The following is a 12,290-nucleotide window of genomic DNA, read 5'->3' as shown; positions in this document are numbered from 1 at the left end:
GGAGTCTTGGCAAACAAAGTGAAACCGCCGCACTACAGTGGAACAACACCCGCCATGCCGGCGTCTTTACCTGATGCGAATCGGGATGAACATCCTTTGCAGATAAAAACCCCGGTTTTTTCAGAGCCCGTTCCATAAAGATAAAAGGGGATGCCTGCGAGCATCCTCTTCTATCCCTGTCAAGCCCCTTATATATAAGGAAGAAACCCGGTAAAAAAAGTATCCGGTTTCTATAGGGATTTGCTAAAACTTCTTGCAAACCATGGATAGAATGGATATAATAAATTTACAGGACTACGGAACCGGCCGCAGGGCCGGCTCCAATAAAAATGAGGATGGTGTGTCATATGAAACGCAGAATCGGTATCTTAACCAGCGGCGGAGACTGCCCGGGACTGAACGCGGTCATCCGGGGCGTTGCAAAGGCGGCTTATCAGCGGATGAACGAAGTGGAGATCGTCGGCATCGTGGACGGATACTCCGGGCTGATCAATGGGGAGTACCGCGAGATGCAGCCGTCGGATTTCTCAGGCATCCTGACAATCGGCGGAACAATCCTGGGAACCTCCCGGCAGCCCTTCAAAAAGATGAAGGTGATCGAGAACGATGTGGACAAGGTCGCCAACATGAAGGAGAACTACAAAAAGATGGGGCTGGACTGCCTGCTGATTCTGGGCGGCAACGGCACCCATAAGACCGCGCATCTGCTCGCCGAGGAGGGGCTCAACGTCATTGGCCTGCCGAAGACGATCGACAATGACATCTGGGGAACCGAGGTCACCTTCGGCTTCCACACCGCGGTGGACATCGCGACCGAAGCGATCGACCGCATCCACACTACGGCGGCCAGCCACGGCAGGGTCATGATCGTGGAGCTGATGGGCAACAAGGCCGGCTGGCTGACCCTTTATGCGGGCATTGCCGGCGGTTCGGACATCATACTGCTGCCGGAGCTGCCGTTTGATATGGACAAGGTGATCGAAGCGGTCGTCAAGCGGGCGCACGACGGCAAGGCGTTCTCGATCATCGCCGTCGCGGAGGGCGCGATGGACAAGAAGGAAGCCGCCTTAAAGAAGAAGGAGCGTCTGCGCCTGCGCCAGGAGAACGGCGAGCACACCATCTCCCAGCGCATCGTGAATGCGATCGCCCATACGACCGGCATGGAATCGCGCCTGGTGGTGCCGGGGCATCTGCAGCGCGGCGGAAGCCCATCCGCCTATGACCGGGTGCTGTCCACCCAGTTCGGCGTCTTTGCGGCGGAGCTGGTGGAAAAGGAGCAGTACGGCGTCAGCGTCGCGCTTCTCAATGATCAGGTGGTCGCGAACCCGCTGTCCGAGGTCGCGGGAAAGACCAAGCTGGTGCCGGCCGACCACCGTCTGATCAAGTGCGCGAAGCGCGCGGGAATCTCGTTCGGCGACTAGATTTTATAGGAACAGGTAGATATGATGCATCATATCTGCCTGTTTTTTAATGATGGGAAATTATAGGTGTAAAATACGGCTTTATTTCTTGTCCGTCAGAATCAACAAAAAAAGTAAAAAAACTTTTATATGGATTTTTTGATCTTTTTGATGGAATCGCTTGGATTTTTGCATCGTTTATACTATAATAGCAGGTGAAAACCAAGGGATGGCCCTGTCCTCAAAAAAATTTATCATTCACGGTTAGACTCCACAGATTTTACTGAGAATTTGTTATTATTTAGATACAAATTTGTCAAATAGGTATGTACAAGTCTAAAAATATGTGCTATAATGAATTTTGCAAGGGACAAGGTTAATTTTATTCGTTTTATTGGTTTGGCTTTATTTATTTCACAACACAAAAAAAGAAAATGGAGGAAAGAATAAATGAAGATGAAAAAACTTTTATCCGGGTTTGTAGCAACAGCAATCCTAGCTTCATCACTTTCATTGTCCGCTTTCGCCGCTGATGTAACAGCAGGTGATCCCATTGATGTGAAAGCTTCGCTCAAAAACGCACAGGACGTCTACGGAGCTGCCGACGCTATTTCTGTAGAAGTCACCCCTGAAAACCTGCCGGCAAATGTCAATTTCGACCTGTACAGCTTCTTTATTAAATATGACGCTGACAAGCTGAATTTTACAGACAAGGAAGTAGATGCGCTTTCGGCCAAGAAAGTTGTCGTAGACAGCGAAGACGATGCGCTCTTTGCTGAAACCGGCGAACTGGGAACCTTTGTTCAGGTTCTCTATGCAGGCGAAACTCTGGACGTGTCCAATGAAACCGTGCTGGGCGATTACAGCTTTGTTGTAGAAGCCGAAGCAGGCGTCGCAGACGTCAACTTTAAAGTAGTCGGCTTCCTGGGCGCGCAGATCAATGGCGAACCGGGAAGCGCTACTGGCGTTGAGTACGTAATGGGTACTTCCACTCCGGCTTCCGCAAAGATTGACACCGAGGCTCCGGTCATCAGCGGCGTTGCTTCTCAGTATGAGTTGGGCGCTGTAGTTTCCGGTAATGTAGCTGACGACAGCGCGTACACCCTGACCATCACCAAGATGGAAGAAGGCGCAGTCGCAGAGAATGTAGAAGTTGTAGACGGCGCGTTCTCCATTGCCGATCTGGCAGTTGGACAGTACAAGCTGACCGCAACCGATGCAGCTGACAACGCATCTGAAGTTCTGTTCAGTGTAGTGAGCACAGCATCGGAGATGAAACTGCAGCCTGCTATTGACAAGAGCGCTTACAAGGCTGGTGATACCGTCAGCCTGAACGTCCTGTCCAACTTCAGCGAACTGTCTCCGGACGGCATTCTGACCTTTGGATTCGAAATTCCTTACGATGCAGATGCGCTTGAGTTCATCGGCGTGGACGCTGAAGCCGCAGCAAATGGTGTAGAAGCCAATGCAGTGGTCGATGCGGACGGCAACGGTGTTGTCAAAGTTGCACTGTCTGAAGGCTGGCTGGAACAGAATCCGGAAGACTGGACCTATTTCCAGGGCAACAATGTCGGTACTTACCAGTTCAAAGTTTTAGAGGGCAAAGCAGAAACCAATGCGGCCACCCTTTCCATTACAGAAGCTGTCGCAGCTTATGTCAATGAAGATCTGAGCATCTGGAATGAGTGGGAAGCTGAAAGCGCATTCAATACCGCAGCGTTCATGATCGACAGCATTGCTCCGGTCATCAGCGGCATTGAAGACAAAGACTATGGTCTGGGCGACGAAATCACCGTTTCCGCCGCAGATACGTATCTCGATTACATGACCATCAACGGCGAAAAGGTTGACGGCGCATCGAAGACTCTGGTTCTGATCCCGGGTACTTATGACGTAAAAGCTTACGACGTAGCTGGAAACGAGAGCGCAGCTTCGATCAACGTTGCCGATCCGGCGGACTTCGCAGTTAAAGCATCCATGCCGGTATCCATGGCTGGCTATCCGGACGTGATCACCGTCAACTACGGTTCCAACCTGATGGAAGCTACCAACAACCTCGGTATGGAAGCTTATTCCTTCATCGTCAACTATGATCCTTCCGTATACGCTTACAAAGATTACAAAGCGCTGAACGATGCCGAAGGTCTGGAAGTTTACGACCTTGGAAACGGCACGCTGAACGTAGTCTGCATGGCAGTCGGAAGCGAAGAGGGCGGAGTCGATAATAGCTTCAACGCTCTGAAGGCTGACGATCTGGTTGCCATCAACTTTACACAGGTTGGCGCAAAGGGCGACACCGCCATCAAGACCAGCGAAGTTCTGGCCGCGACAGTAGTCGGTGGCGATATGTATATCCTCAACACAGCAGATGTTGAAGACGTCTATGCAGTCGCAGTTACCTCTGCGTTTGACAAAGCGTTTATCATGGCTGGCGATTCCGCTGAACTGACCCTGACGGTTGACAAAGCGGCGATCGGTTCCTACGACCTGACAACTGTACAGTTTGACCTGCTGTTCGATACCGACAGATTCGAAGCCGTTATCGACGATCCTGAAAATGGAAACATCTTCGGCATCGACGGCGGCGTCAGAGTGATGATCCTCGGCGGCGTTGAGGGTGAACCGGTACCGACGAACGATTTTGCTAAGGTAAAATTGGTTGCGAAGGAAATCGAAGGTGAAGAAGGTCTTGTGCCTGTTAACTTCGATGTTGCAAACATCAGCATGTCCTATGAGAATATAGAAGCTTTTGATTATATCTTCATGCCGGTCGTCGTGGAAGGCTCTCAGATCTCTGTTCAGTACGCTCCGAAGGATGGAGAACTGAACTTTGAGAATATCCCGGTTAAAGGACAGGACGATGTCCAGGCAGTTGTCATTCCGATGATGAGTGCTGACGACGCGAAAGCCGCTCTCGAAGAGGCGTTCGGCGATGTCGTATTCGGCGATACCTTCGGAACCGGTGCAGACGTCACCATCAACGGCCAGACCGTTAAGGTGGTTCTGCAGGGCGATATCACAGGCGACGGCGCAATCGGCGCAGTGGATCTGGTCATGGGTAAATCCCTCATCTTCCTCAACGAGGATGACACGGATGTCATGGAACAGCTCCAGCGCAGAGCGTTTGACGTTGACAACAACGGCAAAGGCAGCGTGCTTGACCTGCTCGCTATCAAGATGTTTATCCTCCAGGGCTAATCCCAGAAGAGGATTTGGTTGCTTACGAATGACGGAAGAGCAATCTTCTGAAACAAAAATGTCGAAAGACGTTCCCTTGTTTTTCATTTAGATACAAAACCGGATAATGTGAATTAACCACATTTTCATTCTAAACCAATGGAAAAGGGCTGTTTCGAAAGAAACAGCCCTTTTTTTCTGTAAGTAAACGCAGTTAATAATTTTATTCCATTGAGAAAATCAAACAGCAGAGAGAATAGAATAACACAAATTGACATGAGCACATTGTTTTCTAAAGTTATACTTTTATTATAAGGACCATAATTCCTTTGCAGTTTTAATCGATGGAAAGACGATGGAATATGCGCATACAAAGCAGCATGGTCAGTACCATATGTTCCGATCATAGAATCTATGAGAAATCATCTGGAATCTGATGAGGGATTGTGTGTTCAGCGCAAAAACAGAAAAAATGCCGGTGAGCGGAGAAGTTATTCTCTTGCTCACCGGCATTGCGCTTATCGTAAGAAACTAATTGATTTTTTGTGGGAACTGGAAGTCCGGCGTGGATTCTTCACCGGATCCAAAAGGGGACTGCTGCTGATTATTTTGAGATGGGGAACTGCTGGTGCCGTCATCCTCCATCAGTGCAACGCTGACCTCGAAGGTCTTGTCGGCCTGTCCATTGGTGCGGCGGAATACCGTCAGCTCAATCAGATCCCCGGGCTTGTCATCGCCGATAATCGCACGTACATCGGCCAGCGATGATACGTTCTGTCCATTCACCTTGGTGATGATATCACCGGGAATAACCCCTTTTTTGGCCACGTCGGATTCATCCTCCGTACTGATGACCAGAATGCCGGACGGCATATTGTATACGCCGGCGGCAACAGAATCGATTTCCTGAATTGTGATACCCAGTTTGACACGGCCGGTCACCCGTCCGTTCTTCATCAGCTCATCGATGACCGGTTTCGCCTGTGCAATCGGGATCGCGAAGCCAATGCCTTCATAATCGGTCTGTGCTATTTTGGAGGAGTTGATGCCGATGACCTGACCATAGCTGTTGACCAGAGGCCCGCCGGAGTTGCCCGGGCTGATGGCCGCATCGGTCTGGATGCAGTTCATCGTATACCCGACCTCGCTGCGGATCGGCCGGTCCAGTGCGGAGACGATGCCTTTCGTGACACTGCCCGCAAATTCTAGGCCGCCGGGATTGCCGATGGCAACGACCGATTCCCCAACCTTCAGTTCGGCGGAATCTCCAAACGTCGCCGCCGCCAGGTTGCTGGCCTGTACTTTGATAACCGCGATATCGGTCTGTGAATCTGCGCCAATGAGCTTTGCTTCGTATTCCTCACCGTTTTCCAGCACCACCTTGATGCCGTCAGCGCCTGAGACAACATGGGAATTGGTTACGATATATCCATCCTCCGACATGATGATGCCGGAACCCTCGCCCGAAGATGACAGTGTGCCGCTCCTGCGGTACTGTACAACGCCGACCACCGATGGCTTTACCTTTTCCGCAATCTCCACGGTGGAAAGCTCTCCGCCCGATGCAGCGCTGCTTGAGGAGCTCCCGCCGCTGGGTTTCCCCTCCAGTGTGAGACCGGGATAATCGGCGTTTCCTCCGCTGCTGCCAGAACTGGAATGGGAGACAAACGAATTGTCGGAAACCAATGAGTAGATGCCGACGCCTGCCAGAGAAAAGACGCCGACAGCCAGGATACCGCCGAGAACAATGCCCGCAACAGCCAACCCGGTGCGCTTTTTCTTTTTGGGAGACTGCATCTCCATATCCGGAACAGTGCCGGTCACATCATCCGCCGTGTAGCTGGATTGATCCGCGTACTCATTGTAGTTCCAGCGGTATTCCTGCTGGGAGTACTGCTGCTGGCTGGAAGGATCGCCGGGCCTTGCGAATGGATTTGACTGTGTCCCCGGCTGCCATCCGCCATGCGCGGAACGGCTGTTCCAGCTGTGAAAATCCGAATAGGATTCTCCGCCGGAAGGTTGATTGCGAAAATCAGCAGCGCCGGACGACGCTGCGTATCCGTTCGGTGTACCGTTTCCAGCTGTCCAGCTTTCGGAAGAGTGCCCGTTGTCCCAGCCGGACTGCGGGGCTTCTGGTGCGCGTCCGTCATTCCAACCAGACTGCGGAGCTTCAGATGTGTGTCCGCTGTCCCAATCAGATTGCGGAAACTCGGATGCAGCGTGTCCGGACTGCTGCCAGCCGGGTTGTGTATGTGAAGAAAACGCCTGAGGTTCCTGTCCGGCATCGGTGTTCTGCGGCGTGATGGGTTCGTTGCTTTGTGCCTGCGGCCAATCGGAGACAGGCTCTGAATGCTCCTCCGATGAACGCCATCCGTCAGAACTGCTGTCCGACTGCGCGTCCTGTCTTTCCTGCGCTGTTTCCCATACGTCTGCGGGTTCATTCTGTGCCGCCGGTCCGTCTGCTGTGCCGGACGGCTCGGCGGAAGGGAGGTCCTGATCTGCGTCGTTCAGCGGATCAACATCATGCTTGAAATCATCCATCCCATATACCCCCTGATATTTTCATGAATTATATAAGTTCCAAATTCTTTGGAAAGATATTCTTATACATGTTGCACCATAAAGGCTACTATTCATTATAGGATTCAAATATGAAAATAGGATAAACGCAGGCTAAATTCCCGGACCAGTTTGTTTTAATTTTTCTTTAATTTGGCTTGGTGGATTTTGTTCTTTTGCGCGTGGGGAAGCGTGAAGACAAATTCGGTGTATTCTCCCGCAATGCTGCGGACAATGATGTCGCCGGAATGCAGGTTGATGATCGAACGCACGATGTACAGTCCCAAACCGACGCCGGTCTTGTCCAGGCTGCGGGATTTGTCCGATTTATAGAACCGGTCAAAGATGTGCGGCAGCTCCTCTTTTGAGATGCCCGCGCCGGAATTTTTGATGCTGATGTAGGTGATGTCGTCCATCTCGATGTAGTTGAACGCGATGTAGCCGCCGTCGTTGGTGAACTTCACAGCGTTTTCAATCAGGTTATAGACCACCTGGTGAATCAGATCGCGGTCCGCCATGACCATGATCTTCGAGACATCCAGCCCGCGTACATCGATGTGTTTGGCTTCCAGCCGCTGTTCAAAGGTGAATACGGCCTTCAGGATGACATCGCTGATGTCGACCGGCATGGGTTCCAGCGTCATTTCGCCGGATTCAAACTTGGCGATGCTGAGCATCGAACGCACCAGCCTTGCCAGACGCTTGACCTCATCCGATACGATCTTGAGATACTTCTCCTGATTTTCCGGCGGGATGGTTCCGTCCAGAATGCCGTCGATGAAGCCCGCAATGGTCGTCATCGGCGTTTTCAGCTCATGCGAGACGTTCGCGACGAAGCTTCGGCGCATCGATTCGACGACCGAGAGCGAGGACGCCATATTGTTGAACGCCACGGCAAGCTGCGCGATCTCATCATACCCCTTGACCGGGATGCGGCTCGAGAAGTCCCCGTTGCCGAAGTGCTTGGCCGCAACCGCCATCTGCCGAAGCGGCTGGACCATCCGGCTCGTAACAATGTATATGATGAAGAATACGAAGATCATGACAACCAGAGAGCTGATAGCGAACATTTTTAAAAGGTCCAATAAAAAACTGAACAGACCATCCGCGGATGAGGAGACAAAGATATACGAAATGGTCTCCGCATTTGCAGCCGAAACCTTAATGCCCACCGTATAGTATTGTCCCTTGTAAATACCGCCGAGGTTGCCCAGTTCATGATATTCTTCATCTTGTTCAATGGTATCGAGAATCTTTGCAGGAATGACATAGGAGCTATGTACGCAGGTTTCCTCTGTACATTTGACGACATTGCCCTTCAGGTTGACCAAAAAAATATCCGCATCCACCGAGCTGCCAAGAATCCGGAAGGTGCTCATCAGCGTTCCGCTTGAGGAGTCCTCCAGGTCGTGGCTATAATCCCTCAAAAAGGTGTACGCCGCTTTGGATGCATTCTCCGAAAGCAGCGTATACCGTTCTTCTGTAAAATATTGAGAGGCGAATATTAAAAATATCGCCCCTAATACCGTTAAGCTTGCCAGCGTAATGATTGAGCAGATCGCAAAATATTTAGTAAACAAGCTTTTTTGCATGTTATTCTCTTACCTCAAATTTGTAGCCAACGCCCCAGACAGTCTTGAGGGTCCATTCATCGGACACGCCTTCAAGCTTCTCACGGAGTCGTTTTACATGTACGTCAACCGTTCTGGAATCGCCGTAGTATTCGAAGCCCCAGACCTCGTCAAGCAGCTGATCCCTGGTGTATACGCGGTTCGGATTGCTGGCCAGATGGTACAGCAGTTCGAGTTCCTTCGGCGGCGTGTCAACCTGTTTGCCGTCCACGCGCAGCTCGTATTTGGTCATGTTGACCACCAGTTTATCGTAACGGACCTCTTTGATGTCGCTTTCGGTCTGGACCTGTCCCACACGGCGGAGCACCGCTTTGATGCGGGCGATGATCTCCTTTGCGTCGAATGGCTTGACGACATAGTCGTCCGCGCCGAGCTCCAGTCCAAGCACTTTATCAAAGGTCTCGCCTTTGGCTGTGATCATAATAATCGGCACATTGGATTTCTTCCTGATTTCACGGCAAACCTGCCAGCCGTCCAAACGCGGCATCATGACATCCAGAAGTACCATATCGGGGAGGTGCAGATTGAATTCTTCAATCGCCTGGGCGCCGTCGTTGGCGATCACCACATCGTAACCCTCTTTTTCAAGATAGAGACGAAGCAGCTCGCTGATATTTCTGTCGTCATCCGCAACTAGAATTTTACCCATTGACATATTGTATACCTCCAATTTCTGTTGTTCTTCCATTTATCATAAAATAGCTTGTATTTTTGTGAATTTTGAAAAATAGAATACTTACCTAGTATCATTATACCCTACGGATACCAGGATTGGTTAAGATTTCTTTAATCTTTTGGGCATTTCACGTAAACACCTCTTGCCCGCCGGCCGTTTTGCATGTATAATACATATATTAGGTCAGTTAAGGCGGAAATATGCAGTTCATACTAAAATTGCACAGCGCGGCGAAACCGCGTAAAATGAACGCTTTTCCGTCTTTTTGTATGGACGCAGGAAAGCCGGAGACGGCCATAGGCTTTCACTGTCCCAAGGGCAGGTCCGAACCTTCCGCATCAGGTCCGGATGCCGTATGAAATCTTTTTCTGTGCGGAGAAATGGTGGTACTGTATGAAATTAGGAATTGTGGGTTTGCCGAATGTCGGAAAGAGCACCTTGTTCAACGCGATTACCAACGCGGGAGCCGGCGCGGCCAATTATCCATTCTGTACGATTGAACCGAATGTCGGCGTGGTCGCCGTTCCGGACGAGCGGCTGGACAAGCTGGCTGAGATGCATGACCCGGACAAGCTGACGCCGGCCATCATAGAGTTTGTGGACATCGCGGGCCTGGTCAAGGGCGCGTCTAAGGGCGAGGGCCTCGGCAACAAGTTTTTGTCCCATATCCGCGAGGTGGATGCGATTATCCATGTGGTTCGCTGCTTTGAGGACAGCGAGATCATCCATGTCGACGGTGAAATCGGCCCGGCGAGGGATATTGAAACGATCAACCTCGAGCTGGTCTTCTCGGATATCGACATCCTGACCAGACGGATCGACAAGACCGCGAAGATGGCAAAGGCGGACAAGAAGTATCAGCTGGAGTTGCAGTTTCTCGAAAGGCTCAAGGCATTTCTTGAGGAGGGCAAAAACGCCCGCGCCTTCGAATGCGAGGACGACGAGCAGAAGGAGCTGCTCGATTCGATCGGCCTGCTGTCGGATAAGCCGATCATCTACGCGGCGAACATGAGCGAGGATGACTTTATCAATTCGATCGATCAGAACCGGCATTACCAGAAGGTCTGCGAAATCGCCAAGGCCGAGGGCTCGGCGGTGCTGCCGATCTGCGCGAAGCTGGAAGAGGACATCGCGGACATGTCGAAGGAGGACAAGCAGATTTTCCTCGAGGAGCTTGGGCTGAAGGAATCCGGGCTGGACCGCATGATCAAGGAGGGCTACGCCCTGCTGGGACTGATCTCCTATCTGACCGCCGGAAAGCCGGAGGTGCGTGCCTGGACGATCAAGAAGGGGACAAAAGCGCCGCAGGCGGCTGGAAAGATCCATACCGACTTTGAACGCGGCTTCATCCGCGCTGAGGTCATTTCATTCGACGACCTGATGGCCTGCGGCAGCATGGCGGCCGCTAAGGAAAAGGGTCTCGTGCGGCTGGAAGGCAAGGAATATGTCATGCAGGACGGCGATATTGTGCTGTTCCGCTTCAATGTATAATTCGGAATCAGGAATAATAAGAAGGGCTTCCCAATTTGGGAAGCCCTGTTTGTATCTATGGATAAAAATAGAAAACTTTGCTGGAAAGCCTTGTCGAAAAAAGGCGGATATGATAGAATAATAAAAGAGCAACCGTGTTACAGGGTGGCGCTGACCTTCATTCTACATAGAATGGAGGTGATGCGGATGAAGCATTTTGATTTTAAAGATCTGATGGCCTTCGGAATGTTTCTATTGGCATTGCTGACATTCATCAACCTGATGTTTTGTCGCTGAGCTGATATAGAAAAAACCACCCTCAAAACTTTGACCGGTTAGCAGGGTGGAATTTTCTACTACTCCTAAAGGTCAACCCACCTTGTGGGCGGTTGCTCTTTTTTCTGTCTTCATTGTATCAAATATGATACCAAAAATCAAGGGTGTAAGCGGGAAAATTTCACTTAATCCATATGGATGCAGCCCATCCACTGCAGTAAGTACAGGCAATCGCGGTAGCCCTGCTGATAGACCCAATTTTCCGCTATGGCGTCCATATGGTTTTCGACCTCTTCAAGGCGAAACAGCTTCTGGCGGTCCGCTTCGCTGAGTTTGTTTTCGATTTCCTGGAACAGCTGCATGGAGGTATCTCTTAAATTGCGAAATTCTTCGCTGGAATGTTGTCTGCTGACACTGCAGGCAAGGCAGGAATCGCTCGCGGCCTGATAAAAGTATTCTGCAAATTTGTTTTCCATTTGGAAAGCTCCTTTCAAATTGTCGTTGAAAGATGTTTCCGTTTCTGTTATAATGGATTCAGAGACGGAAACGTCTCTAGTGTTGTTTAGGAGATTCGCTTTCTTTTGCGAGGGGCGTTTCTCCTGTTTTTTTAGTCGAGGTCTTCCTTAAGCTTGCGAATCCCACGCCGCGCGGCTTCCATCATGTTGACCTGTTTTTCCGCGCAGTATCGGTCAAGGATTTCTTTGGTTTCATCATCCATTTTGACCGCGATACGGTGGCGCTTGGGATTGTCTGTCGGCCGACCTCGCTTTTTTTCACCCATATCGCACCTCCTTTTGGGGGTTACCTATATTGTACAATAATGGCAACCTAAAATCAAGATGTTTTTCGACAAAATATTATCTTTTTAGACATTTAGTTCCTCGGAAAATGCCCATTATGTAGCATATTTTTGTTTATCAGATGATCTTTAGCAGTGTGGCTTTTATCACTGCAGTGCAGTGGTTTTTCTTTGTTTACCAAGTGACACTTAGCAATGTGGTCGTTACTTCTTTGCCGGCCAAAGAAGTAACCAAGAAAGGCCGTTCAAGGGGGCCATGCAGTGTACCGCTCCTAGCCAGATGGCCCCCTTGAAAATCCCCT

At 50.6% G+C, this 12,290-nt stretch carries 9 protein-coding genes; 4 read left to right on the top strand and 5 right to left on the bottom strand.

All coding sequences use genetic code 11. The annotated features are described in order from the left end of the window. The first annotated feature begins 347 nt into the window (after positions 1-347). Positions 348-1,421, top strand: a complete 1,074-nt coding sequence (locus BN348_RS12220) for a 6-phosphofructokinase (protein WP_040198316.1) — start codon at positions 348-350, stop codon at positions 1,419-1,421. 537 nt (positions 1,422-1,958) lie between these two features. Beyond that, positions 1,959-4,598 carry a cohesin domain-containing protein gene (locus BN348_RS12215; protein WP_040198315.1) on the top strand — a complete coding sequence of 880 codons (2,640 nt, stop codon included), beginning with the start codon at positions 1,959-1,961 and terminating at the stop codon, positions 4,596-4,598. Positions 4,599-5,108: 510 nt separating this feature from the next. Here the strand turns inward: BN348_RS12215 and BN348_RS13375 are convergent. The 3 genes from BN348_RS13375 to BN348_RS12200 all read right to left on the bottom strand — a co-directional run bounded on the left by BN348_RS13375 (position 5,109) and on the right by BN348_RS12200 (position 9,422). Further along, positions 5,109-7,118 (bottom strand): trypsin-like peptidase domain-containing protein, encoded by a 2,010-nt coding sequence (locus BN348_RS13375; protein WP_052446920.1) that lies wholly within the window; start codon positions 7,116-7,118, stop codon positions 5,109-5,111. A gap of 155 nt (positions 7,119-7,273) precedes the next feature. After that, positions 7,274-8,563 (bottom strand): sensor histidine kinase, encoded by a 1,290-nt coding sequence (locus BN348_RS12205; protein ID WP_197068356.1) that lies wholly within the window; start codon positions 8,561-8,563, stop codon positions 7,274-7,276. A gap of 166 nt (positions 8,564-8,729) precedes the next feature. Next, positions 8,730-9,422 (bottom strand): response regulator transcription factor, encoded by a 693-nt coding sequence (locus BN348_RS12200; protein WP_040198313.1) that lies wholly within the window; start codon positions 9,420-9,422, stop codon positions 8,730-8,732. 414 nt (positions 9,423-9,836) lie between these two features. Between BN348_RS12200 and ychF the strand changes: the two genes are divergently transcribed. Both ychF and BN348_RS12190 read left to right on the top strand, forming a co-directional pair. Further along, the gene (gene ychF / locus BN348_RS12195) at positions 9,837-10,934 is read left to right on the top strand and encodes a redox-regulated ATPase YchF (RefSeq protein ID WP_040198317.1); all 1,098 of its coding nucleotides are present in this window, start codon (positions 9,837-9,839) and stop codon (positions 10,932-10,934) included. Between the two features lie 57 nt (positions 10,935-10,991). Further along, entirely contained in the window at positions 10,992-11,210 is a 219-nt protein-coding gene (locus BN348_RS12190) for a hypothetical protein (RefSeq protein ID WP_040198312.1), read from the top strand. 164 nt (positions 11,211-11,374) lie between these two features. Here BN348_RS12190 and BN348_RS12185 read toward each other — a convergent pair whose 3' ends face one another. Then, positions 11,375-11,665 (bottom strand): hypothetical protein, encoded by a 291-nt coding sequence (locus BN348_RS12185; protein WP_040198311.1) that lies wholly within the window; start codon positions 11,663-11,665, stop codon positions 11,375-11,377. Between the two features lie 131 nt (positions 11,666-11,796). Then, complete coding sequence (locus BN348_RS14100) at positions 11,797-11,970, bottom strand: ribbon-helix-helix domain-containing protein (protein WP_197068355.1); 174 nt, start codon at positions 11,968-11,970, stop codon at positions 11,797-11,799. Between the last annotated feature and the right edge of the window lie 320 nt (positions 11,971-12,290).

It is taken from the genome of Candidatus Soleaferrea massiliensis AP7, from assembly GCF_000820765.1.
GTDB classification, from domain to species: Bacteria; Bacillota; Clostridia; order Oscillospirales; family Ruminococcaceae; genus Soleaferrea; species Soleaferrea massiliensis.
This window is presented reverse-complemented; position numbering and strand designations above follow the sequence as displayed.